The sequence below is a fragment of the Burkholderia sp. Leaf177 genome (assembly GCF_001424345.1).
Lineage (GTDB): Bacteria > Pseudomonadota > Gammaproteobacteria > Burkholderiales > Burkholderiaceae > Caballeronia.
In genome coordinates this window covers 89,104-115,023 of sequence record NZ_LMPF01000026.1, presented here as the reverse complement: position 1 = coordinate 115,023, position 25,920 = coordinate 89,104, and the positions used below count along the sequence as shown (strand labels likewise).

25 protein-coding genes are annotated in these 25,920 nt (G+C 60.2%); 10 read left to right on the top strand and 15 right to left on the bottom strand.

What is annotated here, in order from left to right; genetic code table 11:
• Nucleotides 1–64: 64 nt before the first annotated feature.
• Complete coding sequence (gene adh / locus ASG35_RS29675) at nt 65–1,585, bottom strand: aldehyde dehydrogenase (RefSeq protein ID WP_056366447.1); 1,521 nt, start codon at nt 1,583–1,585, stop codon at nt 65–67.
• 200 nt (nt 1,586–1,785) lie between these two features.
• Nucleotides 1,786–3,135: a hypothetical protein gene (locus ASG35_RS29670; protein WP_056366444.1), complete on the bottom strand. Its 1,350-nt coding sequence runs from the start codon at nt 3,133–3,135 to the stop codon at nt 1,786–1,788.
• Nucleotides 3,136–3,353: 218 nt separating this feature from the next.
• On the opposite strand from ASG35_RS29670, the gene ASG35_RS29665 reads away from it, so the two are divergent.
• The 4 genes from ASG35_RS29665 to ASG35_RS29655 are packed head-to-tail and all read left to right on the top strand — an operon-like array spanning nt 3,354 to nt 6,190.
• Nucleotides 3,354–3,902 (top strand): lysozyme, encoded by a 549-nt coding sequence (locus ASG35_RS29665; RefSeq protein ID WP_056366441.1) that lies wholly within the window; start codon nt 3,354–3,356, stop codon nt 3,900–3,902.
• 13 nt (nt 3,903–3,915) lie between these two features.
• On the top strand, nt 3,916–4,950 hold the full coding sequence (locus ASG35_RS29660) for a hypothetical protein (RefSeq protein ID WP_156393441.1): 1,035 nt from the start codon (nt 3,916–3,918) through the stop codon (nt 4,948–4,950).
• A gap of 35 nt (nt 4,951–4,985) precedes the next feature.
• The gene (locus ASG35_RS31715) at nt 4,986–5,153 is read left to right on the top strand and encodes a DUF2235 domain-containing protein (RefSeq protein ID WP_156393439.1); all 168 of its coding nucleotides are present in this window, start codon (nt 4,986–4,988) and stop codon (nt 5,151–5,153) included.
• On the top strand, nt 5,120–6,190 hold the full coding sequence (locus tag ASG35_RS29655; protein ID WP_056366436.1) for a DUF2235 domain-containing protein: 1,071 nt from the start codon (nt 5,120–5,122) through the stop codon (nt 6,188–6,190). The genes ASG35_RS31715 and ASG35_RS29655 overlap by 34 nt, the downstream gene beginning before the upstream one ends.
• A 54-nt stretch (nt 6,191–6,244) precedes the next feature.
• Here the strand turns inward: ASG35_RS29655 and ASG35_RS29650 are convergent, their stop codons facing one another.
• From ASG35_RS29650 to ASG35_RS29625, 6 genes are all read right to left on the bottom strand, one after another.
• Complete coding sequence (locus ASG35_RS29650) at nt 6,245–6,577, bottom strand: DUF4148 domain-containing protein (protein ID WP_056366433.1); 333 nt, start codon at nt 6,575–6,577, stop codon at nt 6,245–6,247.
• 344 nt (nt 6,578–6,921) lie between these two features.
• Nucleotides 6,922–7,989, bottom strand: a complete 1,068-nt coding sequence (locus ASG35_RS29645; protein ID WP_056366429.1) for a LacI family DNA-binding transcriptional regulator — start codon at nt 7,987–7,989, stop codon at nt 6,922–6,924.
• Between the two features lie 52 nt (nt 7,990–8,041).
• Nucleotides 8,042–9,373 carry an MFS transporter gene (locus ASG35_RS29640; RefSeq protein WP_056366943.1) on the bottom strand — a complete coding sequence of 444 codons (1,332 nt, stop codon included), beginning with the start codon at nt 9,371–9,373 and terminating at the stop codon, nt 8,042–8,044.
• Entirely contained in the window at nt 9,373–10,104 is a 732-nt protein-coding gene (locus tag ASG35_RS29635) for a ribonuclease activity regulator RraA (protein WP_056366426.1), read from the bottom strand. The genes ASG35_RS29640 and ASG35_RS29635 overlap by 1 nt, the downstream gene beginning before the upstream one ends.
• Before the next feature lie 22 nt (nt 10,105–10,126).
• Nucleotides 10,127–11,914: an L-arabinonate dehydratase gene (gene araD, locus ASG35_RS29630; RefSeq protein WP_056366941.1), complete on the bottom strand. Its 1,788-nt coding sequence runs from the start codon at nt 11,912–11,914 to the stop codon at nt 10,127–10,129.
• Between the two features lie 122 nt (nt 11,915–12,036).
• Nucleotides 12,037–12,711: a TetR/AcrR family transcriptional regulator gene (locus tag ASG35_RS29625; protein WP_056366425.1), complete on the bottom strand. Its 675-nt coding sequence runs from the start codon at nt 12,709–12,711 to the stop codon at nt 12,037–12,039.
• Between the two features lie 282 nt (nt 12,712–12,993).
• Here ASG35_RS29625 and ASG35_RS29620 point away from each other — a divergent pair, with 282 nt between their 5' ends.
• Nucleotides 12,994–13,344 carry a response regulator gene (locus ASG35_RS29620; protein WP_056366422.1) on the top strand — a complete coding sequence of 117 codons (351 nt, stop codon included), beginning with the start codon at nt 12,994–12,996 and terminating at the stop codon, nt 13,342–13,344.
• An 8-nt stretch (nt 13,345–13,352) separates the two neighbouring features.
• On the opposite strand, the gene ASG35_RS29615 is transcribed toward ASG35_RS29620, so the two are convergent.
• A complete protein-coding gene (locus ASG35_RS29615; RefSeq protein ID WP_056366418.1) occupies nt 13,353–14,198 on the bottom strand; it encodes a phytanoyl-CoA dioxygenase family protein in 846 nt (281 codons plus the stop codon).
• A gap of 260 nt (nt 14,199–14,458) precedes the next feature.
• Here ASG35_RS29615 and ASG35_RS29605 point away from each other — a divergent pair, with 260 nt between their 5' ends.
• The 3 genes from ASG35_RS29605 (at nt 14,459) to ASG35_RS29595 (ending at nt 16,846) form a co-directional block, all read left to right on the top strand.
• The gene (locus ASG35_RS29605; protein ID WP_056366412.1) at nt 14,459–14,992 is read left to right on the top strand and encodes a YbaK/EbsC family protein; all 534 of its coding nucleotides are present in this window, start codon (nt 14,459–14,461) and stop codon (nt 14,990–14,992) included.
• 97 nt (nt 14,993–15,089) lie between these two features.
• Complete coding sequence (locus tag ASG35_RS29600) at nt 15,090–15,944, top strand: CmcJ/NvfI family oxidoreductase (RefSeq protein WP_056366940.1); 855 nt, start codon at nt 15,090–15,092, stop codon at nt 15,942–15,944.
• Between the two features lie 80 nt (nt 15,945–16,024).
• Nucleotides 16,025–16,846, top strand: coding sequence for a MetQ/NlpA family ABC transporter substrate-binding protein (locus ASG35_RS29595; protein WP_056366410.1), 822 nt, complete (start codon nt 16,025–16,027; stop codon nt 16,844–16,846).
• Between the two features lie 54 nt (nt 16,847–16,900).
• Here the strand turns inward: ASG35_RS29595 and ASG35_RS29590 are convergent, their stop codons facing one another.
• Genes ASG35_RS29590 through ASG35_RS29575 form a run of 4 tightly spaced genes read right to left on the bottom strand, consistent with a single transcriptional unit; the run spans nt 16,901 to nt 20,866 of the window.
• Entirely contained in the window at nt 16,901–17,707 is an 807-nt protein-coding gene (locus ASG35_RS29590; protein ID WP_056366407.1) for an ABC transporter permease, read from the bottom strand.
• Complete coding sequence (locus ASG35_RS29585; RefSeq protein ID WP_056366404.1) at nt 17,704–18,462, bottom strand: ABC transporter ATP-binding protein; 759 nt, start codon at nt 18,460–18,462, stop codon at nt 17,704–17,706. The genes ASG35_RS29590 and ASG35_RS29585 overlap by 4 nt, the downstream gene beginning before the upstream one ends.
• Complete coding sequence (locus tag ASG35_RS29580; RefSeq protein WP_056366401.1) at nt 18,459–19,766, bottom strand: acyl-CoA thioester hydrolase/BAAT C-terminal domain-containing protein; 1,308 nt, start codon at nt 19,764–19,766, stop codon at nt 18,459–18,461. The genes ASG35_RS29585 and ASG35_RS29580 overlap by 4 nt, the downstream gene beginning before the upstream one ends.
• Complete coding sequence (locus tag ASG35_RS29575; RefSeq protein WP_235527778.1) at nt 19,763–20,866, bottom strand: ABC transporter substrate-binding protein; 1,104 nt, start codon at nt 20,864–20,866, stop codon at nt 19,763–19,765. The genes ASG35_RS29580 and ASG35_RS29575 overlap by 4 nt, the downstream gene beginning before the upstream one ends.
• A gap of 192 nt (nt 20,867–21,058) precedes the next feature.
• On the opposite strand from ASG35_RS29575, the gene ASG35_RS29570 reads away from it, so the two are divergent.
• Entirely contained in the window at nt 21,059–22,219 is a 1,161-nt protein-coding gene (locus ASG35_RS29570) for a GDSL-type esterase/lipase family protein (RefSeq protein WP_056366394.1), read from the top strand.
• A 31-nt stretch (nt 22,220–22,250) separates the two neighbouring features.
• Here the strand turns inward: ASG35_RS29570 and ASG35_RS29565 are convergent, their stop codons facing one another.
• Together ASG35_RS29565 and ASG35_RS29560 are read right to left on the bottom strand one after the other, a co-directional pair.
• Nucleotides 22,251–23,933: a purple acid phosphatase family protein gene (locus ASG35_RS29565; protein ID WP_056366391.1), complete on the bottom strand. Its 1,683-nt coding sequence runs from the start codon at nt 23,931–23,933 to the stop codon at nt 22,251–22,253.
• Between the two features lie 113 nt (nt 23,934–24,046).
• Nucleotides 24,047–24,961 carry an AraC family transcriptional regulator gene (locus ASG35_RS29560; RefSeq protein WP_056366937.1) on the bottom strand — a complete coding sequence of 305 codons (915 nt, stop codon included), beginning with the start codon at nt 24,959–24,961 and terminating at the stop codon, nt 24,047–24,049.
• Nucleotides 24,962–25,116: 155 nt separating this feature from the next.
• On the opposite strand from ASG35_RS29560, the gene ASG35_RS29555 reads away from it, so the two are divergent.
• Entirely contained in the window at nt 25,117–25,884 is a 768-nt protein-coding gene (locus ASG35_RS29555; RefSeq protein WP_056366388.1) for an SDR family NAD(P)-dependent oxidoreductase, read from the top strand.
• Nucleotides 25,885–25,920: the final 36 nt, after the last annotated feature.

The window sequence follows — 25,920 nt, the reverse complement described above, 5'->3', positions numbered from 1 at the left end:
TAGAAAGTCGAGGAGCAAGCCGCGTTGCATTTGCCAATGCGGCTTGCCATTCACACTACCCGCTTTAGAAGAAGCCGAGCGGTTTGTCGCTGTAACTTACCAGGAGGTTTTTCGTCTGCTGATAATGATCGAGCATCATCTTGTGATTCTCGCGGCCAATGCCCGATTGCTTGTAACCACCGAACGCCGCATGCGCCGGATACGCGTGATAACAGTTCGTCCAGACGCGGCCAGCTTGAATATCGCGTCCGAATCGGTAAGCTCGCGTGCCATCGCGCGTCCACACGCCGGCGCCAAGACCGTAGAGCGTGTCGTTGGCAATTTCGAGCGCTTGCGCTTCGTCCTTGAAGGTCGTCACGGACACGACCGGCCCGAAGATTTCCTCCTGGAAAATCCGCATCTTGTTGTGGCCTTTGAAGACGGTCGGCTTGATGTAATAGCCGTTCTTCAATTCGCCATCCAGCGCATTGCGCTCGCCGCCAATCAAACATTCGGCGCCTTCCTGCTTGCCGAGATCGATGTAGGACAGGATCTTTTCGAGCTGCTCTTGCGAGGCTTGCGCGCCGATCATTGTGCTCGAATCCAGCGGATGGCCCTGGCTGATCGCGGCCACGCGCTTGAGCGCACGCTCGATGAACTTGTCGTAGATGCTCTCTTCAATCAACACCCGCGACGGGCATGTACAGACTTCGCCCTGATTCAGCGCGAACATGGCGAAACCTTCGAGCGCTTTGTCGAAGAAGCTGTCGTCGGCGTTCATCACGTCGGCAAAGAAAATATTCGGGCTCTTGCCGCCGAGTTCGAGCGTGACCGGAATCAGGTTCTGGCTCGCGTACTGCATGATCAGGCGGCCCGTGGTGGTTTCGCCGGTGAACGCAATCTTGGAAATGCGTTTGTTCGATGCCAGCGGTTTGCCCGCTTCCAGCCCGAAGCCGTTGACCACATTCAGCACGCCGGCGGGCAGCAAATCTTCGATCAGTTCGAGAAATACGAGCAACGATGCCGGCGTCTGCTCTGCCGGTTTGAGGACCACGCAATTGCCGGCGGCAAGAGCGGGCGCGAGCTTCCAGACTGCCATCAGGATCGGAAAATTCCACGGAATGATCTGCCCGACCACGCCTAGCGGCTCGTGAAAATGATAGGCGACCGTGTCGTTATCGATTTGCGAAATCCCGCCTTCCTGCGCACGCACGGCGCCGGCAAAATAGCGGAAGTGATCGATCGCGAGCGGAATATCGGCGGCCATTGTTTCGCGTAGCGGCTTGCCGTTATCGATTGTTTCCGCCACGGCGATACGCGTCAGATTCGCTTCCATCCGGTCGGCGATCTTGTTCAGGATGTTCGCGCGTTCAGTGGCCGAGGTCTTGCCCCAAGCAGTTTTTGCCTTGTGCGCTGCATCAAGTGCAAGTTCGATATCGGCTTCGCGCGAACGCGGGATGGACGTGAACGCTTCGCCTGTGATCGGCGAAATGTTGTCGAAGTATTCACCGCCTACGGGCTTGACCCATTGTCCACCAATGAAGTTGCCATACTGCTTTTTGTATGGGAAATCGGTGTTCAGGAACTGCATCTCAGCGTGATTCATGTGCGTGCTCCTCGCATGTCGGTGAGTGTGACCGTCGCCGCGAAAACGCCGCGACCGGTGGAGAGACTGCACGCGAGATGCATGCCAAGTGTTGCGCGCGGTGCTGGCGCGGCATTGAGCAATTCAGGGCGTTTTTCATTGCTCCGTTTCGGAACACTTGCGCCATACACACTGTGATCAAACAGAACACTGCGGCGCCACTACTTGGGCGGCGCGTGCCTGTCCTGACTGCTCAAATTGAAAACGCGGTTGGTCAGCGTGTCGAGCATCCGGAAGAAGCCATCGGCGGCGTAACCAGCGAGAAACGCGAGTCCCGAGGCGGTCAGCGTCATGACACCCGCGCCCGCGCTTACCTGCGTTGCAACGGACGACGGACTGAAGAACAAGCCCACCGCAACGCCCGCCATCAAGCCAAGCGGCACGCGCATCAGTGCAAGCGTTTCGTCCCTGGGCGCAAGCAGGTTGTCGGTGATCTTGTTGCCTATATCGCGCAGCAGTGACGCGACCGTGCCAACCAATGCAAAGAGGATTGGTAGGACATAGCTTGCGTAGGCAGACAACACCAGCGTGATCGATTGGATCGCTTCCTGCGGCGCCTTTTGTTCTTCGGCGGGCAAACCTGCCGTAACCAGCTTTCCCTTCTCCCATTCGCCCCTTCCAAACGCCGTGGGAAACATCCACATGAGGACTTTAGAAGGAAAGCTGTTGGCGAATGTCCCGGCGTCCGCGATCGACATCTCATAGCGCGCCTGCATATAGGACCAGTCGTTGCACAGAAGGCGGACCGCATTGGTCTGGTCTTCTATATTCGATGCATCGCATCGCTCCGGTACGGTCTTGCGGTTCGCAACGATTCTCTGACCGGCGGAGCTGGATGCATTTTCCTTATCGGCTTCAGCATAGATTTGCTGTGTGATCGCGGCGGCGGCCCTGCCATCGGTTTCGAAACGCGCGGTGATCTGCACGCCGTACGTGACGAGCCACAACAGCACGGCCGCAAATACCGTCACGGCCACGCCGATGACCGTATTGAACTTATGAATCCAGCGAAACCGGCGGGCGCTTCCAACCAGCCCGGGATAGGCCTCACGCGCCACCGAAGCACGGGTCTGCGCTTCGCGGTCGGAATCGTCCATTCCCTGGATGGGACGTTGCTCTTCCACGAATATATAGGTGTACGCAATGCTCAAACCCGTCGCTGGATACGCAAGACTGTTGAGCCGGTCTTTTACGTAGAACAGCAAGGTGGCGTCGTAGGCCTTGTCGGTTGAAGGCGATGTCGGCGGATAGCGCAGCTTGCAAATCCGCTTGATGGTTTCGAATGCGTCGAGCGTAGTGTCATGCGCCTTGCACGCGCTTTTTTCTCCGGGCGGCGTATCCGCGCTGTCCGAAGGCGATCGCGGGACTTTTCCGTCCAGGTCCCATATGTGTGCATTCGGCCGGCCCGATATGAAATCGAGCAGCAGATGCACTTCGTTCAACTCGCGGCGAAAAATGAGTTCGTCGAATGTGCCGGGATGGTGATGGTTGTTCTGGTCCGATGGCGCCATCGATTACCTCGATTTTTAATGAAGTTTTCCGGCAGTTATCGAGAAGACGATTTGAAAAGTCTGAGATTTCAAACCACGACGTAAACAACGCACGTTGTGTGGTCCAGCGCACGCCGGTTCTCTTTCAAAACTTCTTCCCTTGCTCGTTCTCCACATAGCGCCAGAGCGGCTGAACGCCTCCGCCAAAGATATTCAGCGAGCGAAGTAAGGAGAAGACCATGACCCCTCGGACTGTCTGCGATGCCGCTGTCAACCTCGTGAAGCAATATGAAGGGATCCCGGGATTCGGCGATGGCGCCGGGACTATTCGCCCCTATCTCGATCCGGTGGGTATCTGGACCATCGGCTGGGGACACGCCATTTCAAGCGGCGGCCATTTCCTACGCGGCAACGCAACGCTTGCCGAGGTCAAGGCGCTCTACCCCACCGGCATCACCGTGGCGCAGGCGGAAACGCTGCTGCAAAGCGATCTCATGCAGGCAGGAGCCGGCGTGCTGGCGGTAGTGACCGTTGCCCTCAACGACAACCAGTACGGTGCGCTGACCAGCTTCGCGTTCAACCTCGGCATTGCGAATCTTCGATCGTCCACGCTGCTGACCATGCTCAACGCGGGAAATTTCGCCGGCGCTGCGGACCAGTTTCTTCGCTGGTGCCATGCCAACGGACAAGCGTTGCCGGGATTGCTGAAACGCAGGAACGCCGAGCGCAGCTTGTTTCTGGAGCGCGTTGCGTCGGCGCCAACGGTTGTCGTCGCGCACGCCAGTTGATGCCGGAGGCCTTATGAAACGACTTTGCCGCGCCGCATTTTTGGCGCTTGCTTCAGTGCTGTTCTGCACGGGCTCGCACGCCGAGCCTTCGCTAATAGAAGGGTCACTAGGCGATGTCATCCGGGTTCCAATCGCTGTCGACTGCCCGGCGCAATCCGCTGTCCGGCAATACACGCTGATCGTCGATGGCAACAACACCGGCATCACGGCGCAAGGATGCGCGGACGATCCGCACGCCGTGTCGTTTCTGCTTGGCGGCGCAAGCGGCACGGTGCCGGCAGAGAACGCTGCGGCGTGGCATCGGCTGACCGGCTTTCCGTGGCAAGGCAACGGCTCTGCATTCGTTCGCGAGTTGTCTGCAAGTGTCGCCGATGCCGACGGCAAGCCGATTCCCGGCCCGGGCACCACGCTTAAATTCACATGGTCGCGAGGATGGCGTATTGCGGTGGCCTTTGTCATTGCCATCGCGACAGTGGCGCTCTTTCTCTTACTGGGCGCAAAGACGGCGTTGCTGCGAGACGTGGGCGCCGAGACCACCGTGCCGTTCCAGGACCGCACATTCAGCCTCGCCCGCACGCAGATGGCGTGGTGGACGGCAATCATTCTCGTGTCCTATGTCTTCGAGTGGCTTGCGCTTGGCGGCGTGCCGGCGCTCTCCGCGCAGCCGCTCGTTCTAATGGGTTTCTACAGCGTCCTCGGCGTCACCGCGCGCGGTGTGGACCTGTCGAGGCGCACGCAATTTCCACCCACCACGCCGCATTTCTTCAAGGACCTGACGAGCGATGAAGGCGGCGTCGCCGTGCATCGTGTACAGATGCTCGTCTTCACGATCGTGGTCGGCCTCATGTTTCTCAACCAGGTGTTCACCACTTGCAGCATGCCTCGATTCGATATCAACACGCTTTTGCTGCTTGGCATCAGCGGCGCGACTTACATAGGCTTCAAGACGACTGAAGCACAACCAAAACCCGATGGTTCGGCGACAACCGCCGATACGGCGGCCGACGCTTTCAAGTCGGGCTATTCCACCGGCGACGCTCACCCCTGATTCGCCGAACGTTCTTACAGACAAAAGGATTAGTTATGCCTAAGAATATTATTTTCTGCGCCGACGGCACCTGGAACGGCCCCAACTCCGGCGAGGACGACGACACGCCCAAGGCCACGAACGTATGGAAGCTGTTCCTGAACCTTGCCAGCGATCTGCATTCAGGTGCGTGGTCTACGCAACGGAACAAGAATCGTCGCTGACCGCCAGCGGAAAATGCCTGCAGGTAGCGAAATATCTGCATGGAGTCGGCGACTCGAACAACGCCATCGTCAAGATGCTGGGCGGTGTCTTTGGATGGGGTTTGATCGCGCGAATCGTTCGCGGTTATACCTTCATTTCGCGCAACTACGAAGAAGGCGACCGCATTTTCATCGTCGGGTTCAGCCGGGGTTCATACACCGCGCGAGCACTCGGTGGACTTATCGCCGATCAAGGTTTGCTGAACGCCGGGACGCTCGATCTGGCCGATCCTATAGTCGCTTACCGCAACGGCGTTGCTGCGTGGCGCGCGCATCGTTCGAACCGGGTGGCGACTATATCGAAGACGTGGAACGCCTCCATCGTTTCGTTGTTCAGGGACGTGACGAGCAGGCTGACGCTCAATCCGCCCATCGACCCGAAGGATCTGGTTCCCGGCGTCAAGATCCAGGCAATCGGCGTGTGGGACACGGTTGGCGCGTTGGGCATTCCGCTCTATGTAGAATCGAGAGATAGCCGGGTGGATGTGTTCCGCTTCGCCGATACATCGTTGAGCCCCGCTGTATTGAACGGCTTTCATGCGATCAGTGTGGATGAGCAGCGCGGCGACTTTACGCCAACGCTCTGGGACGAACGCGCGAACGTCACGCAAGTCCTCTTCCCGGGCGCGCATTCCGATGTCGGCGGCGGTTACCCGTCAACGGACAACGAAAGCGGATTGTCCGATGGTTCGCTCGCATGGATGACAAAGAAGCTGGCTACACTGGAAAACGGCATCATCTTCCAGAATCCCTACCTGCCGATGTCGCCAAGCGCCCTTGGCGTTGCCCATCAACCGTGGGCCAGTGGCGTGTTTATCGGTCTCCCGCGTGGTCCGCGCAATTTCCAGAAGTTCCTTCCGCTTCGTGCGCATTGTTCGATTCGTGATCGACTCGCTGGAAAGCCGGTGCTCGGCGATCCGTCGGGCGCGCCCGGTCCCTACATCCCTGCCGCACTTGCGGACTATTTCAAAACGATCACGATATGGGAAGAATGTTGAGGCAGTGCGCGTGGAGCATCGTGCCGAGCCGCGCCCGATGCTCCACTCACTACGTCATTGGCCTCGGTAAAGCGCTTGTGTATCGACTGCGGGTTGTGAACTTCCCGCTTGCGATGAACCGCTGGCCGACGTGCCGTACTCGCTGTTTTGCGGCGCTTGCATCCGGGCTTGCGCTTGATTGTTTTCGGCAATCCGGGCGAGCGCGGCTTGCAGGTCGGCAGGGTAAGCCGTATCGCTTGCGCTGCCGGTGTACCCGGCTTCGCGAAGCTGAACGAGTTCGTTGTTCACTTGCTCGCGGGTGATCGTCCCGCTGTTTTGCTGTGCAAACGAAATGACCGGTGCGGCCAGAACCGATAAAACAATGACCGCATAGATCGACGATTTCATAGTTACCTCCAGAAGGTTGTGTGCTGCGCCTGAATGCCAGATGCGCAGAGTATTTCCCCGGTTTGATGAAAATTAAATCGCCGGTGTTACACACGATTAATAAGTTTTCCTTATATTCCATGTAACGCCGACTCAGCTTGGCCAAGCTCAACCGTGCACCCTTCTTTTCGTAATTTCTTACTACGTGCTTCGATCAATCAAGCCAACCGCATCGACCGCCCCGGTTAATCCGGGAAAGATTGTTTTCGATCGATAAATGTAGTGTCGCCGGCAAGCGGCATTGCTGAAACCGCGCATACGAAGGGACTCGAAGGAGCCCGCCGGAAGGAGGGATACGCGCGGTTTCAGACCGTTTCGCGTTCGACGATCTGAAAGCCCACGTCGGTCACGCTCGCGTGCTGCTCGCCTTTCAAACGTGCGAGCAAACACTGCGCGGCGTTGAGACCAATATGTGTGCCGTCCACGCGCACGGTCGTGAGCGTTGGGCTTGTCTCCGAAGCGAATTCGAGGTCGCCGAATCCGCAGATGGCCAGCTGCGACGGCACGCCGATACCCCGCCGTTTCGCTTCGCCGAGCACGCCGGAGGCAAGCAGATCCGAGCCGCAAAACACGGCGTCGAGGTGAGGCTTACGTGCGAGCAATTCCGGCAGCGCGGCCTTGCCGACCGATACCGAACTCGGCGGCGCGACGATCACTTCGGCAATGTCGTGAATGCCTTCGCGGGCGAGACGTGCGCGAAAACCGGTGATGCGTGCAATGGCGCGATCATCGTTGGCAGATACGAGTCCTGGATACCGGGCGCCTCGCGCAATGAAGCGTTCGGCCACCGCAACGCCCACCTGATAATGCGAAAACCCCACGAGCATGTCGATAGGCGTGTCCGTCATGTCCCATGTCTCGACAATCGGAATGCCGACGTTGCGCAACCGTTCCCGAAGCGAATCCGTATGCGCAACACCCGTGAGCAACACGCCTTCGGGACGCCGGCTCAGCACCGCGTCGAGCAGCGTTTCCTCGCTCGTGTCGCTATAGCCGCTCAGCGCCAGAAGCACCTGATAGCCGGCCTTCGACATCGTTTCGCTGAAGACCTGGATCGTTTCCGAAAACAACGAATGCGCGATAGTCGGCACGATGGCCGCGATCAGCCGTGACTTCGACGAAGACAATCCGCCCGCAAGCCGGTTCGGCACATAACCGAGCTTCTGAACGACTTGCCGCACGCGTTCGAGCGTTTCGGGCGCGACGGTTTCGGGACTGTTGAATACGCGCGAAACGGTGATCGGCGACACGCCCGCAGCCGTGGCTACGTCGGTGATACGCAATCCCTTCGGACCGCCGCGCGTGCGCTTGACGCGTGTTGTGTTACTCGCGGCGTTATCGATGGAAAGCGCGGCGGGCTTGTCATTCGGCATGATTCACTGGAGCTAAGAAGTTCAATGCCGCCATTGTAGTTTGGCGCCGACGCTAAGCCGCTTCGGCGCGACGCTCGCGGGTGCCGCCTAATTGATCACGACGCTCGCGCCGCATCAGGATCAGCGTGACAACACCGAACGTAAACAGACAAGCGGCCGGAATCAGCATGGGCGCTTTGGTGCTGCCGCTCGCCTGCCTGACCCAAGGCACGAGATTCTGCGCTATAAAACCACCCACGTTCCCGAGCGAATTGATCGCCGCAATCCCGGCTGCCGCGCGTGCGCCGGTCAGGAACTTCGGCGGCAACGTCCAGAAACACGGCAACAACAAATACATGCATGGCGCGCCAAGGCTCAGTGCAATGAACCGCAGCGTGTTTGTCGGCAGGAAGACGCTGCCGAGGAAAAAGATTACGCCGAGCACCGCCGCGCACAACATGGCTGTCATCGTGCGGTTCGATGCGCGCAGTTTCGACGGCAGCCACAACAACACGAGCGTGGCGAGCAACCACGGGACGATGTTGATCAGGCCGTTGACTGTATTGCTCACGCCGAAGCCCTTGACCAGCGTCGGCAACCAGTAGCTCACGCCGTAGACGGACATTGAAAGCATCATGTAGTACAGCGCCATGCCGATTACACGCGGTTCGGTCACCACGCTCAGGAAGCTGCTCTTCCCGGACTCGGATTGCGCAGCCAATGCGCGTTCTTTTTCCAGCGTTGCCGCAAGCCATTTCTTTTCGGTATCCGTAATAAATCTGGCTTTGAGTGGAGACTCAGGCAAATACAGCAACACGACGGCGGTGAGCAGTATGGAAGGAATGCCGGTGACAATGAATACGAGCTGCCATCCTTGCAAACCGAACAAGCCGCCTTTGTCGAGCAGCCAGCCGCAAATGGGCGCGCCCACCATGTTGCCGAGGCTGCTGCCAATCGTAAAGTACCCAAGCATGCGTACGCGATGCCGCGATGGAAACCACAGCGTCAGGTAATAGATCACGCCCGGATAAAGCCCTGCTTCGGAAGCACCCAGAAGGAAACGCAGCACATAAAACGAGGTCGCGTTCTTCGTGAATGCAAGCAGTACGGTCACGATGCCCCACGTCAGCATGATCCGCGCGATCCATCGCGGCGCGCCGTAATTATGCAGCAACAAATTGCTCGGCACTTCAAAGATCAGATAGCCGATAAAAAACAGCGATGCACCCAGCCCATACGCGACTTCGCTCAAACCCAGACTGCCGAGCATCTGCAACTTGGCAAAGCTGATATTCGACCGGTCAATATACGCAATCAAATAAAGCAGGCCCAGGAGCGGCATCAGCCTGAGCGCGAGACGGTTGATCAGCGGCGTTTCATCGATTGAATGCTGAGCGGTATCCATCATTTTTGCGCGCGCCATGACGCATAAGCAGCAAGCGTTTCTTCGTTCGGCGGATACGTGCCGCGCAACGGCCTGCCTTCATCGATGCGCTGCGAAATGAAAATTTCCAGTTGCTCCTGGTCGGTCGCATCGCGCGCAACCTCTTCCGCCATTTCGTGCGGCACGATCACTACGCCGTCCACGTCCGCCACCACGATGTCGCCGGGATAAACCGCCACGCCGCCGCACGCTATCGGCACGTTCATATCGACTGCGTGATGTTTCGCGAGATTGAGCGGCGCGCTCGCGCCCGCGCACCAGAGCGGCAGACCGAGGCTGGAGATCGTGCCGCTGTCGCGCACGGCGCCGTCCGACACCATGCCCGCCACGCCGCGCTTTGCAAGCCGCAACGCGAGAATCGATCCTACCGATGCCACCGATCGATCGCCACGGCAATCCTGCACGAGCACGCTTCCCGGCGGCGCGCTCTCGACCGCTTTGCGTTGCGGATGATCGGGGTCCTGAAACACGCCCACGTGATCGATGTCTTCACGCGCCGGGATATTGCGCAGCGTGAACGCTGGACCAACGAGATTCGGGGCGCCCGGTTCAGGCTTGACCAGCGGCGCGACGCCTTGCAGGAAGACATTGCGCAAGCCGCGTTTGAACAATTGCGTGGTGAGCGTTGCCGTGCTGACGTGGCGCAACAGTTCGAGCGCTTCGGCGCTGACGGCGGTATCGGATGAAGTCATTTGGTCAGTACTCGGAATTGAATCAATGGATCTCGGGTTCATCGCGATTCGCGTTCGTCGCGTTCGTCGCGTTAGTCGTGTCCGCGTTCGTCACGGCCGTCAGCGGTTCTTCCAGGAAGTCGAAGTCGCAACCCTTGTTCGCTTGCGTCACGTGAAGCTGGTGCATCACACCGAAACCGCGCTCGAAAGGACGCTTCGGCGCTATCCATGCCGCATTGCGCGCGGCGAGTTCTTCGTCGCTGACATCGAGATGAAGACGCCGGCCAGGGACATCGAGCTCGATCATGTCGCCGTCGCGCACCAACGCGAGCGGACCGCCAACGAACGATTCAGGCGCCACATGCAGCACGCACGCGCCGTAGCTCGTGCCGCTCATGCGTGCGTCGGAGATGCGAACCATGTCGCGCACACCTTGTTTCAAGAGCTTTTGCGGTATGGGCAACTGGCCCCACTCGGGCATGCCCGGCGCGCCTACGGGTCCCGCGTGCTGCAGAACGATCACGGACTCGGCGGTGATCTCGAGCTCTTCGTGGTCGATACGCGCCGCCATGTCCGCGTAGTCCTTGAACACGACAGCAGGGCCGCGCGCTTTCAATAAGTGCGGTTCCATGGCGGCAGGTTTGATCACGGCGCCATCGGGCGCGAGATTGCCGGTCAGCACGGCGAGGCCGTCGCGTTCCACGATCGGGTTGTCGAACTTGCGGATGACATCGACATTGAAAATCTCGGCGCCTTCTATGTTTTCCGCGAGCGTCGTTCCGCTCACCGTCATTTGCGTGCCATCGATAAGCTTGCCCAATTCGACCAGCAGCGCGCGCAGGCCGCCCGCGTAGAAAAAGTCTTCCATCAAGTACTTGCCCGCCGGGCGCAAGTTGGCGAGCACGGGCGTGATGCGCGAGAGTTCATCGAAGCGCGCCGTCGTCAGGTCGATGCCCGCGCGCCGCGCCACCGCGACCAGATGCACGATCGCGTTTGTGGATCCCGACATGGAAAGCACGGTGGTGACGGCGTTGTCGAAGGACTTCGCGGTCAGGATGTCCGATGGTTTCTGGTCCGTCCAGACCATCTCCACGATCCGTTGCCCCGTGAGCGAAGCGAACTGTGCATGGCGCGAGTCCACGGCGGGTATCGATGAAAATCCCGGCAGGATCAGGCCGAGCGCCTCCGTCGCGGTGGTCATGGTCGATGCCGTGCCCATCGTCATGCAATGGCCTGGCGAGCGCGCAATGCCGCTTTCTATGCCCTTCCATTCCTCTTCCGTGATTTTTCCGGCGCGAAGTTCGGCCCAGTATTTCCAGGTATCGGAGCCACTGCCGAGCGTCCGGCCGTTCCAGTTGCCGCGCAACATGGGACCGGCGGGCAGGAAGATGCTCGGCAAATTCATGCTGATGGCGCCCATCAGCAGGCCGGGCGTGGTCTTGTCGCAGCCGCCCATCAGCACGCAGCCGTCGAATTGATACGACTTCAGCAGTTCCTCGGTTTCCATCGCAAGGAAGTTGCGGTAGAGCATGGTCGTGGGTTTCTGGAAGGGCTCGGCAAGCGTCATGACGGGCATCTCGACAGGAAAGCCGCCGGCTTGCCAGACGCCGCGCTTGACCTCTTCCACGCGTTGCTTGAAATGCGTGTGGCACGAGTTGATTTCGCTCCACGTGTTCACGACGGCGATGACGGGTTTGCCCATGTAGTCGGACGGGTGATAGCCCATTTGCGCGGTGCGCGAGCGGTGGCCGAAAGAGCGCAGGTCATTCACGCCATACCATCGAAAGCTTCGGAGTTCTTCTGGGGTCTTGCGTTTTGGCGCCAAGCTGATTCTCCAGGGCGGTTGGATCGTGACAGTGTTGCAAACGATGTCTTGGACGGATGGTAACGCTATCATTCGCGGTCGTCCGTAGGGGCTTTTACGGACAAACTTGCTCTTCAGCGATTGCGCCGCTATTGAATTTGCATCTGCTCGATGGTTGCATCGACCAGCGCATCGGCGTTTTCCACGCCATCGGCCGCGAGCGCAAGTCCGTTGAGACGGCCATCGATAAGCAACGTCGCCAGGCCGTGCACATAAGCCCAGGCGGCGGTCATGGCGACCGCGCGGGCGGCATCGAGCTTTGGCGACTGAGTCACATCCGTGGAGTCGTCGGTCACATCGGACAAGGCCATTGCCGATGCACGCCGCGCTTCGACCAAGGCCGGACGCGTGTTGTCCAGCATGTCCGCCCGCGACATGAGCCGGAACAAATCCGCGTTCGCCACCGCAAAACTCACGTAGCCGCGTGCGATCGCGCGCCGCCGTTGCGAGCCGGGCGGCAAACCGTGCGCGTGTTTTGCCATGGTCTCGGTGAGGCGACGATGCCCAATTGCCGCCAGTTCGCTCAGGACGCCGGCCGTATCGCCGAAATGATGTTGCGGCGCCGTGTGCGACACGCCGGCTTCACGCGCGATAGAGCGCAGGCTCAGGCCGCTGATGCCTTCGGTCCGCAGCACGGTTTCAGCTGCGGCAAGCAACGCGTTGGGGAGCGAGCCATGGTGATACGGCTTTTGCGCGGACGTTGCAGTGGAAACCTGCGTTTGTTTAGACCGTGAAACCGCTGCGGGTTTTCGGCGTTCGTTCATAAGTAAGCGCTGAGAAAACGATAAAAGAAGGTCAAAAACTTTCCAACGGAAACATGCTCTTAGGTTGTCCGGCGATTGTCAAACGCATTTCGCGGGCTTGTAACAATGACCCGCGCGATACAGACAAATGCGCCGCACCCGCGCCCCTGCAGCACTTGCGCAAGCTGGCACTGTCGTTGCATACGTTCTTCTCGAACGCGCGATCTCACTCTCGTTCACTCTTTCCCACCTGCCTTCCGGACGACAAATCCAAGCAGAAACCCGCCTAATTCCGAGGGAATCGTGCATATCCTTTTTATCGACGACCATAAAGATTCAGCCGATGCATTCGGCGAAATTGCCTCGGGCCTGGGACATAAAGTGCAGGTTGCATATGACGGCCGCGCCGCGCTGGAGCTGACGCAAGCGCAAAGCTTCGACGTGGTTTTTTTCGACATAGAATTGCCCGACGCCGACGGCCGGGAGCTTTGCCGTCAGGTGCGCGAAGAAGGTGCATCGCGCGATGCATGCGTGATTGCGGTGACCGGCCGCACCGATCTGCGCGACGACGACCTCGAACCCTTCGACGGTTATCTCCACAAACCCATCAGCCCGGCCGCTCTGGAACGCGCGCTGCGGTTCTCCGAAGGCTAAAACCGACTTCAGCGCACGGCGTTCGTGCGCCCCTCGGCGTTCGTTGCAACCGCGACGGCGTCGAGATTCTGCGGATACGGATAATTCAAGCCGAGCAATTGACGCATTGTCGGACTGGCGTTTTTCACGAACGCCTCGCCGGCCATCGCGCGCAGATCTTCCATCGGCTTGACGAACTTTGGCAGGTATTGAATCAGAACCGCACTGCGGTCCTGCGTGCTGCGATTGGGCATCGCGCAATGCCACGTCGCGCCGAAAAACACGATCGCATCGCCCGGATCCGCTTCCATGCGCTCGCAGCGCTCGAAGAATGCATCGCCTTCGCCCGGATAACGCAATTCGTGCTGCGTGTGCGGCACAAACGCGGTCGCGCCGGTCAGCGGCGTAAATGGATCGAGCGGAATGGTGATCTGCGCATTGAGCGGAAAGCTCGTGTTGATGCCGGTCGGAAACGTGGCGGGCGCGTGAAAATCCCAATACGGATAATCGATGTGCGGTTCCTGTCCCGGCCCGTCCGGCAAGATCCGGTTCGCCGCGATAGAACCCATGATGAAGTCATCGCCGAGGAAAAGGCGCATTGCCTCGACGATTATTGGATGCTCGGCCATCTCTGAAAACACGCTGCCTTTAGCCAGGAGATTCCACACGCGTCGCTGCAAATGCAAACGCTGCTCCTGCGCCGCTTGCCCCTGGAAATGCGTGACTGTTTGCGCGCGATCCTCCGAATGCATCATCACGATCCTGCGCGCCTCCGCGACCTGCGCCGGACTGAACACGTTCTTTATGCGCAACGCGCCGGGGCCTTGCAAAAGGGCATCGACCACGGCATTGGGCGTTACTGCAGTAGCTTCCATGCTGTTCACCGCTGTCTCCTGAAATATCTGCGGCGCTCCGGCCGCTATGCACTCAAGGGTAGAACAGCGCCGATGCCAATGCAACGAGAATTTCATACTTCTTTACCATGGAATTTTTATTCCAATTTTTTCGAGTGACCGGCTGTCGCGATCCGCGGCGCTGAATGCCATAAATGATTCCCTGACCGCGCGCGGCTTTGCGGTTTGCGCTACGCTGACGGCCGGATAAACCCCTTTCGTCACGCGACTTCTGCACGCCAATGAACCTGTACGAAATCAACGCAACAACCGATGTCATCCCCGCCGACCAGTTGAACACGCGCTTGCCGGCGCATGTGGCCGAAGCCATCGAAGGCCGGGACGTGGTCGTGTTCGCCGTCGCCGACGACGCCTCGGACACAGCCGATTGCAGCGCCCGCTATGGCATCCCGCTCGAGGATTGCGCGAACACCATCGTGCTTCGATACAAAAAAGACGGCGACGAACATTTCGCGGCCGTGGTGACGCTCGGTTCTCATCGGCTGGATGTGAACGGCGCCGTGCGGCAAACGCTCGGCGCGAAGAAAGTTTCGTTCGCGCCGCGCGAAGCGGCCGTGGAGCACAGCGCCATGGAATTCGGCGGGATTACCGCGTTCGGCCTGCCGACCGGCTGGCGCGTGCTGATCGAATCCGCGGTCATGACGCGCGCGCAGATCGTGATGGGCGCCGGCATCCGCACCGCAAAGCTGGTACTGACGCCCGCGGTTCTCGCTGCGTTGCCCGGTGCGGAAGTAGCGTCGATGACCGTCGCCTGAAGCACGCGCGTTCATAACCTTATGGCGTTTCCTTCGTTCAGGTTCGGCGCACGCAGGTATAGCTTTGAAAGTCCTGAGCATGGTCACGAGGAACGACATGAGCACGACATTCGAAGAACGTCCGCAGGCGCAGGCACGACGCGCAGTCAAAGCCGAGTTGAATTATCTGAAGGCCGGTGAAGGCCGCCCGGTCAACTACACTTTCGAGCCGCCACCCGGCGTGCCCTGGACCACGGGAGAACTGGAAGCACGGGAAGTGACTCTCCACGACGCCCGCGCGCTTGCCGAAGCAGGCGAGTTATCGCTCGATAAAAGCGGCTTCCAGCATGTGCGTCACGCGAGCGCCGTGAATGATTTCCGCGATGAAACCGCCATCCGCTCGACCTATTATCCCGAAGCGGAAACGTTGCTGATCGCGGCGACAGGCGCTGAAAAAATCGTCATCTTCGATCACACCATTCGTGACAGCAAAAGCGGTTCGCGAAGCACCGCGTACCTTCGCGAACCCGTGCGGCGCGTGCATAACGATCAGACTTTTTCATCGGGTCCACGGCGCGTGCGCGACCATCTTCCCGCCGACGAAGCCGCGCGCCGCCTGAATCACCGGTTCGCCATCATCAACCCGTGGCGGCCGCTCGATGTGGTCGAGCAGTTGCCACTCGCGTTATGCGACGCCCGTTCGATCGCCGCCGCCGACGTGGTGCCCGGCGACCTGGTTTATCCGGACAAGATCGGCGAGACATTCTCGTTCACGTATAACCCTGCGCATCGCTGGTATTACTTCCCCAAGCTTCGTCCCGACGAGGCCTTGCTGCTGAAGATCTACGATTCGCGCGAGGACGGTACCGCGCGCCTGACCGCGCACACGGCGTTCGAAGATCCGACGACGCTCAAAAACGCCGCGCCGCGCAGGAGTATCGAATTGCGAGCGCTGGTTTTCTGGAAGGACTGAGCGGTCGATTTAAGCACCGATCAAAACCTTCATGTTGGCAATCGTTCCGCTCCCCTCTTACCTTTTTCTAATTGCGACCCATGCCTCAATGGAAATCCTTTGCCGCCGCCATCGCGCTCGGCTTAACGTTTGCGTCGCTTGCGAGCCAAGCCGCGGAGACAAACGAATTGCGCATCGGCTTTGTTCCAGGACCCTATGCCGATGAATTCAAACTCGGCGTGGAACCGGTTTTGCGCCAAAAAGGCTATTCGATCAAGTACGTCGAATTCAGTACGGGACTGGAGGCGAATCAGGCTGTGTATCGCGGGGAAATAGCCGCCGATGTCATGCAGCACGAGGTCTACCTGAAGTCCTACAACGATCGCAACGGAACCGATCTGGTCGGCGTGGTGCAAGTTCCCACGCCGCCGATGGGCCTTTATTCCAGGAAGCATCACGCGCTCAACGAAGTCAAGGCGGGCGCGACTGTCGCGGTTCCGAACGACCCCGTCAACCTGGAGCGCGCGCTAAAAATCCTTCAGCGTATTGGCTGGATCAAAATCAAGCCGAACGCAAATCCGGTAGATGTCACCGAGCGCGATGTGATCGCCAACCCGGCGGGAATCAAGATCGTTCCGCTGGAATCGGCGCAAGCGCCGCGCGCATTGGACGACGTGGACTTCGCCGCAATCCAGGGGAATTTTGCGATTTTCAGCGGTTATAAATTGACCGATGCACTTGCGCTCGAACAGATGACGCCGCCCTACATCAACCAGGTCGTGGTCAAGGCCGCAAACAAGAATGCGCCAGTGACGCAAGCGATTGTCAACGCGTACCAGTCGCCTTCGTTTCGGCAAGCAATCCTGAACAATCGCTTCTACGATGGTTTCCGTTTGCCCGAGTACTTTGCGCGCAAGGAATAAAGTTGGATAGCGTCGCCGGTGCTGAAGACCTTGTATGGGCCAGGCAAACCGGTCTCACCCGCTACCCGCATCGGCAACTGTCCGCGTTTCTTGCTGCTCCCAAAACACCACGCGCCGCTGCACCACCCGCACGATCTGCGCGCCGCATACGCCGATCACGGCAAGCAGCACGACGCCGGCAAACATTGTCGCCACGCTCATGTTCACCGAAGCCGAGCTGATCAGGTATCCGAGGCCGCGCTGCGACGAAAGAAACTCGCCGACCACCGCGCCAATCAGCGCCAGCGAAATGCCGATCTGCAGGCCGCTGAATATCTCGGAAGCCGCCGACGGCAACTTTACGTGCAGGAACAAAAACGTGCGTGAAGCAGAAAACGCGCGGCAGGCATCGAGGAGATCCGGATCGGCACGCCGCAGCCCGTTGACCGTATTGATGAACAACGGGAAAAAACATACCAGCACCACGAGCACGATCTTCGATGCACTGCCGTATCCGCACCAGACCAGGATGATCGGGCCGAGCGCGACCTTGGGCATTGCCTGCAAGCCGGCCAGCAGCGGAAACACGAAACGCTCGAACAAGCGCGACTCGGCGAGCATGGCGCCGAACAGCACCGCCAGCACCGAGCCGATCGCGTAACCCGCCAGCGTTTCGAACACGGTCGCGCCGATGTGCGGCCACAAGGTGCCATCGGCGAAACCGCCGGCGAGCGCATTGAAGACCTGCTTCGGCGCGGGCAACACGTAGTCGGGAATGGCAAACAGCCTGACCGCGGCTTGCCACGCGGCAATCACCACGATCAGGCTCACCAGCGGATAAACAAACGCCGGCACGGCGAAGTTCGTGCGTTGCGTGGTCATTGAAAATGCCCTCTCAGGTAACGGCAGGCATCGACGAAAGCGGGCGTCGCCATGGTGTCGGCGGTGCGCGGACGATCGAGCGGAACCGCGAAGTCATCGATGATTCGACCCGGCCGCGCCGACATCACCACTACGCGGTCCGCCAGGAAAACCGCTTCAGGAATGCTGTGCGTGATGAACAGCACCGACTTGCGTTGCGCGAGCCAGATGCGCTGCAATTCGAGCGTGAGCGATTCGCGTGTCATGGCGTCGAGCGCGGCGAACGGCTCGTCCATCAGCAAGAGTTCCGGATCGTGCAGCAACATGCGTGCGAGTCCCACGCGCTGCTGCATTCCGCCCGACAACTCTGCGGGATAGTTGTCCGCGAACGCGGCGAGTCCGACGAGTTCCAGCAATTCCCGCGCGCGCGTCAACGCCGGCGCCTTGGGCAAACGCAAGGTTTGCGCGGGCAGCATGACGTTGTCGAGCACGGTTTTCCACGGCAGCAGGTTCGGCTTCTGGAACGCGACGCCCACATCTCGCCCGGGTTTATCGAGCTCTTTTCCGCCGATGCTCGCGCGGCCTTGCGTCGGCGAAATCAAACCGGCGGCGACTTTTAGCAACGTGGATTTTCCGCAGCCGGATGGTCCGAGCAACGCGACGAACTCGCCCTCTTCAATGCGCAGGTCGATGTCGCGCAACGCATCGATCACGCCAGTGCGCGTCTGGTATCGAACCGAAATATGTTCCGCGATAAAAGCAGCCGTTGCGCTCATGCGGCATGACTCGCCGAACCGCTCGCCGCTTCGATAAACCGCAACACCCGCGGCCACGAATCTTCATTCGCGTGAGCATTGGCGGCGGCCGATCCACCCGCTGTGATGCGCACGCCCGCGACCGGATGCGGCCGCGCAACGAGCGTGGTCGGCACATGGGGAAACAGGATCGAGTGCCCGGCGCCCTCATAGCGCAGATGCTCGACCGAATGCGCGAAACCGCGCTGCTCGAGGTCATCGACGATCATTGCGGCGTATCGGCTCGATGGCCAAAAACCGTCATCCGTTCCCGAGATCAGAAGGATCGGCCCGGCAATCCGCTCGGCTTCAATACGCGATCGCGCTACCGCCTCCGCGTCCTCGAGCGCCGAGACAAACGCGGGCGCCTGACGAATCGGCTCGCCGGGCGCGGGCGGATTCCTGAACGCGCTCCAGTCGGCGTGCCGGTTGTCTTGCCAGACGTGATGCAGCGCTTTGTCGCCGAGCGTCCACGCGATGGAATCCGGCGCTTCGCCGGCGGCGCCCGCGCGCAACGTGCCGTGCAACACCGCGCTCGGCACGTAACCAATCACCGCCGATACACGTTCCGGATACGTTGCGCCGAGCAACAACGCGAGCTCGGCGCCGCGCGACTGACCGGCGATCGCGACGAAGCCGTTTTTGGGTTGCACGGCCTGCCGCAACCAGTCGAGCGCGCCGGCAAAATATTCGAGCGGCGTACAGGAGATGGCCGCTGGCAAACCCGGCGCCTTGAAATAACCGAGCGCAAACGCCGCAATGCCATGCGCCGCGTACAGTGCCGCGCGCGGTTCGTTGACGCCGCCGCCCGAACCATTCAGCACGATCACAGCCGGATACGGCCCGGGCGTAGAAGGAATAAACAGCGTTCCTACGATGCCCTGCTCGCGGACCTCGCGGCGCGTGACACCATCGGCCAGGAACTGCTGGATGAATGCGCCCTGTGCCGTCGTGCCGTGGGTATCGCGAGCTTCGATTTCAGTACGCAATGGCTCGATGCTGTCCACGCCCGGCACTTCCTTCACGCAGCGCATGGACCACACAACACCCATCGCATGCGCCCCGCTCGCCGCGTAGTCGCCCGACACCGGCGCGGCGGCGCGCAGATCGACGCGGCCGGTTTCATCGGCGATAAAGCGGTTGAGGCTTTCCCATTCGCTGCCGTCGTGCTGGTTCTGCCGCGCGATGACATCGACCTCGGCATGCGGCGCGAAACCCGAGAGCACGATGTCCCTCGCCACATCGATCAACGCCGTCTGCGGCGTCACTTCAATCCGCGCGCTCATTGTTGCCTCGCGCGTGCTTGAAGCGCCGCGGCGTCGAAGCGGCTGAACTCGGGCACGAACTGATTCGAAAAGATCTGCCCGACAGGAACATCGCCCTTCGGAAATTCCCCGACCTTCTGCATCTCGGCCAGGTTTGCGCGCACGGCGGGCAGGTTGTACGCGCCCGCCTGCCGCGGTTTGCCATCGGATGTCAGCAGCACGCGATCAAGCCGGCGCTTCACTAGTTCAACCGCTTCGCGCAGGTTCTTCGTTTCGTCGCCTTGCGGTTTCGATTCCGGATGCTCGGCCCAGAACGCCTTGACGCAAAACGCGGGGTTCGCCTGACACACGATCTGCGCCTTCGTGTATGCGCGCCCGAAACGCGCGATGAGATCCGGATGCTCGGTGAACGTATCTCGATGCGCGATAAAACCATTGCCCGCGGTTTCATCGAAGACGGACGGGTAGCGGATGCGCCGGATCGGCGTGCCCGAGAGTTCCAGCATATCGTCCCAGCTGCTGTTGAAATTGAGGGCATCGACAGCGCCGGTTTTCAGCGCATGAAAACCCGCGCCCAGCGCGCCTACAGCAACGTACTCCACGTTCTCGCCGGGTTTGAGCCCTGCTTCGCGAAGCGCCGCGCGACCGCCGGGGATCGTTCCCCAACTGAGCGCGCCGACGCCGATCTTCTTGTTCTTCAGGTCGTCGAGCGTCTTCACCGGCGATGTTGCCAGCACCGCGAATTCCATCGTGTTGGACGGTACGCCGTTATAGAAATAGCGCACGGGTACAGGCGTGCCGCCATTCAGATAACTCGATAAAACCGGCTCGGCCGTTGGATAACCGAACGTGATGCGCTTGCTCGCCACTTGCGGAATCAGCGCGCCCGCACCCTGGAAAACGATCAGTTTGACGTCGAGCCCTTCTTCCTTGAAGAGCCCGAGTTTGTCGGCGGCTGCGTACGGCGCGCCGTCATGCACGGCGGGTGGAATCGCGAGACCGACCGTGACTGCGTCGAGAGCATGCGCGTTGATCGCGTTGATCAGGAGCACTGCGGCGATGATGGCTTTAGGTGGAATAGCGCGAAAACTTTTCATGTCGTGTTGTTGTGAGCTGCTCACATGCTCTCCTTGAAAGACCAACGGACTATCGTAGGCGTTCGTCACGAAATATATAACGAACAAAAGCCGCAATAGATTTGCAGCAGGTCGATAGCGTGAGCGGCTCAACCAACGCATGAAGCGAATGCGGCGTAGAAACCGGGACACTCGCGCTTGTTGTTAAGATCGGCGCTTTCCCGTTATCTCGATCACATGATCACGACGCCCATCATTCCGGCGCTGTTACGCGGTGCCATCGAATACGAACAGACCGCGCGAGGCGTGAAGCCGCATCGTCTGCCCGCTTGGGCTCGCGCGCAATGCGCCGATCCGCAACTGGCGATGGCCGAGTCGCAGCCATCGGGCGTACGGCTTGCGTTTCGCACGCGCGCGACTGATATCGAACTCGACGTCGTGCCCACGCGTTACACGTATGCCGGCGTTCCGCCCCGGCCAGCCGGCATATATGACGTGCTGATAAATGGCAAGCTTGCGCGCCAGAGCAGCGCGACGGGTGGCGACATTGTGACGATCGACATGGCGACCGGCGCTGTATCGAAGCAAACAGGCGCGGTGGCGACCCTACGTTTCATCGATCTGCCCAGCCACGACAAGAGTGTCGAAATCTGGCTGCCGTACAACGAGATCACGGAGCTCGTCGAGTTACGTAGCAACGCGCAAATCGAACCTTTTGCCAGTGAAGACAGAAAGGTTTGGCTGCATCATGGAAGCTCGATCAGCCACGGTTCGAACGGAGACAGCCCGACGTCCATATGGCCCGCTCTCGCCGCCTCTCTCGGCGGCGTTGAACTGATCAATCTCGGCTTCGGCGGCGGCGCGTTGCTCGATCCATTCACCGCACGAACCATGCGCGACACGCCCGCCGATTTGATCAGCGTGAAAATCGGCATCAACCTGGTCAACACCGACCTGATGCGCCTGCGTGCATTCACGCCGGCGGTGCACGGTTTTATCGATACGATCCGCGATTGCCATCCGTTGACGCCGCTGCTGATCGTCTCGCCAATCTACTGCCCGATCCACGAAGACACGCCCGGCCCTGGCGCATTCGATCTCGCCGCGCTCGCAACCGGCAAGGTATCGTTTCGTGCGACGGGCGATCCTGCCGAGCGCATGGCCGGGAAACTGACGCTGACCGTTATCCGGGAAGAACTGCGGCGCATTGTCGAACAACGCGCCGCCGAAGATCGCCATCTGCATTATCTCGATGGCCTCGCGCTCTACGGTCAAGCCGATTTCACCGATCTGCCGCTTCCCGATCAATTACATCCGGACGAAGCCACGCACCGGCGGATCGGAGAACGGTTTGCGAAGTTTGCTTTCGGGCGTGACGGATTGTTCGGCGAGGCGTGATCGAAGATCCGCGAGTATCCAGGCTTGCGCCCTACCCGCGCCGCTTTTTCGACAGCACGATGGTCTCGAAGAGCTCGTAATCCGCGGTCGGCGTCTGGTCGGCGCCGGGCGCGTGATAGTAGTTCATCGTGATCGTGGTGTTGCCATGCCGTGTGCCGGGATCATGATCGAACACAGCAATACCGTAGCCCGTTCCGGTATCGCGTTGCGCCGACCAGATTGCATCCTCCACGGCATCGGCCGGGCGTCGCAGAAAAGTATTCGCCGACGTGCCGGGAACAGGCCGATTCGGCTTGGTGAAGACTTGCGCCTGCGGATTGCCCGTGCCGGCGTCGAGGCCGTAGACATCGAGCGGCGCACTCGTGCCGCCGCCGCCGAGAATCAGGTGAACGGTGCCGCGCGATGTATCAATCGGATCGTTCGCGCGATGCGACGTCATGACCGGTTTCGGTTGCAGCGTATCGACACGCTCGCCGGTGACGGCATCGAATCCCGCATGATGATTGCAGCCGCGAACCGGATGGCTGCGTTCGTAGTCGTGATCGTGACCGCACAACACGAGGTCGACGCCATAGCGATCGAACAGCGGCAGCCACGCTTCGCGAATGCCTTTATCCGAGCCGTTGCCGGTCTTCGATGAACTCAGCGCATCCTGATGCATCTGCACGATGATCCAGTCGATATCGTCGTCGTCCGCTGCATGGCGCAAGGTCTTTTCGAGCCAGCGCGTCTGCTCGCCCTTGCTATAGCCGCGTATGTAGAACGAGGTGCCGGGTTCGATGGGCGGATTGCCGGTGCTCGCGGCCGGCACGAGCGGGGCCGGGCCGGCCACGAACGCGGCGGCATCCTGGTACACGACATCGTCTGCATCCAGCGATACGAACAAGATCGAGCTCACGCGAAAGCTGTACCAGCGCCCACGAAAACGCGTGCCGTTGTCGGGCAGCGTATAACGCGTGAGATATGAATCGAGGCCTTGCTCGCCGTTATGGAACTCGACCTCATGATTGCCGGGACACGGCATCCATGGCCGGTTCGCCGCCGATGTCTGCGCGTTGTTGCCAAAGTCGCGCCAGACTTCCGGCTGATGCGTGGGGTTCAGGTTGGCATAGCAAAGATCGCCGTTGAGGAGATGAAATAGCGGCTGGAAGCGCTCGACAGCTTGCACGGCAAAGCGGCTTTGCGGCGACGACAGCACCCAGCCCGTATTGGGCGTCGCGAGGTCGCCGTAGCTTGTGAAGCGGAACGGCGCGCGGCCGCGCGGCGCGGTCCGGAACGAGGCGCTGAATGGTTGCGCGGTATTGGCGTCGTTATCGGCGGTGACTTCGTATTGATACGACGTGTCCGGCTCGAGACCGTGGATCTGCGCGTGGTACGTGCAGACAATCTCGCCATTCAATCCGTCGGTATACGTGCGCTGAACGCCGTGCACGACCCGCGCGTGGCCGTTGCCAGCGGTGCTTATCCGCACGCGCGGATTCGCGGCCGGTGCGAGCGATGCCCAGCTCACGATGACTTCCTTCGACGGATCCTCGCCCCAGGTCAGGTGAATCTGCTCGGGCGTGCCGTCCGGGGCCGTGTCTGCGGCACGCGCTGCGCCGGTCATGGTGGTGGCGGCACCGGCCAGCGAGGACGCGCCCGCCAGCTTGAGGAAACTGCGCCTTGAAACGGTCGATACAGCGGCAATGGATTCGGGCTTGGTTTTGTTCGGCATGGTCAGGGTCTCGCTCCGGGGATTTTTGGGCCGACAACTGAATCCATTATTACGAGCGGTATTACCCTGTCGTGACATTCCGCGATGCCCATTGAATCAGCGGCGCATTTTCATCAACCTGTCGCTGCCCTCAACGTGACCACATCGCGCCGTGGCGGCATGCCGAACATGCGCGCATATTCGCGGCTGAATTGCGACGCGCTTTCGTAACCGACCTGAAACGCGGCTGTCTCGGCATTGGCGGCATCGGTCAGCATCAGCCGCCGTGCTTCGAGCAGGCGCAACTGCTTCTGGTACTGCAGCGGGGTCATCGACGTCAGCATCTTGAACTGTCGATGAAACGCCGAAGGACTCATCTGCGCCTGCAAGGCAAGCTCCTCGATGCGCACCGCTTCAGCGAACCGGTTGCGCAACGAATGAATCACGCTGACCACGCGATGCGCATGGCTATTGCCGAGCACGATCGCCGCGACATCGGCAGCGCGAGGACCCGTGAGCAGCCAGTAACAGATCTCCCGCATGATCGACGGATAAAGCATCGGGATGGCTTGCGGCGTGCCGAAAAGGCGCATCAGCCGCAACGCGCAATCGGCTAGCGGACCGTCGAAGTCGGTCACGAAAACGCCGTGCGCGGCTTCAACGCTCACGCCCGCCAGTTGCCGCGTGACGCCTTCGGTCGGAGCCAGACCTTCGAGCACGTCGCGCATTACGGCCTGATCGAATTCGATCACGATGCCGAGAAACGGCTCCGTCCTGCTCGCTTCCACCACACGCCCGACCGCCGGCGCCTCCACGCTGACCACGAGCGCCTGACCCGCGCGATAGTGAAACCGCTGGTTGCCGAAAATCGTCCATTTCGCGCCTTGCACGACGATGCACAACGCCGGTTTGAAGATGAGATGCGACGGCTGCTTTTCGCGGTTCGAGCGCAGAATCAACACGCCCTCGATCGGCGTCAGATACGGGCCGTCACCAGGTTGCGCGTCGGTATAACGGGTGACGGCTTCGAGCAGGGCATCATTGGACATAAGCGAAACTCCTTCGGCGCTGGAACCCCGATGATATAGGCGTTCGGGGAAAAATTCGCGCGACAGGAATAGGCAAGAAGTGTCCAAGTTCTGGCATTCAGATATCGATTTTCCAAGCGTATCGTTGGCGGACACGAACACCAACGGAGCCATCCATGTCTCAAGAAAACACCAACAAGATCGCAATCGTCACTGGCGGCAGCCGCGGGCTCGGCCGCAATACGGTGCTGAACCTGGCGAAGCGCGGTATCGATTCGATCTTCACGTATCACTCGAATCGCGCGGAAGCCGATCAGGTCGTCGCCGCGGTTCGCGAAGCGGGGCGCAACGCGATCGCCATTCAACTCGATACCGCCAACACCAGCTCCTTCGATACCTTCGCGCAAGACGTGCGCAAGGCGCTTGCCGAACTCGGCGCGCAGCGTTTCGATTTTCTGGTCAACAACGCGGGTACGTCGTTGCACAAAGCGTTCCACGAAACTACCGAAGCCGAACTGGACGCCGTCTACGCAGTGCATTTCAAAGGCGTGTTTTTCCTCACGCAAAAACTGCTGCCGATCATCAACGACGGCGGCCGCATCGTGAATATCTCTTCGGGTCTTGCGCGCTTTTCGTTTCCTGGAAGCAGCGCGTATGCGTGCATGAAAGGCGCGGTCGAGGTGCTCACGCGCTATCTTGCAAAGGAACTCGGCGAGCGGCGCATTACCGTCAATACGGTGGCGCCCGGCGCGATCGCGACGGACTTCAGCGGCGGCATGGTCCGCGACAATCCCGAAGTGAACAAGCTCGTCGCCAGCATGACAGCGCTTGGCCGCGTGGGTCATCCCGACGATATCGGCCCGATGATCGCGGCGCTGCTTTCCGACGATAACCGCTGGGTCAACGCGCAGCGCATCGAGGTATCGGGCGGGATGATCATCTGATTTGATTTGATCTGATCTGATCTGATCCAAGCCGCG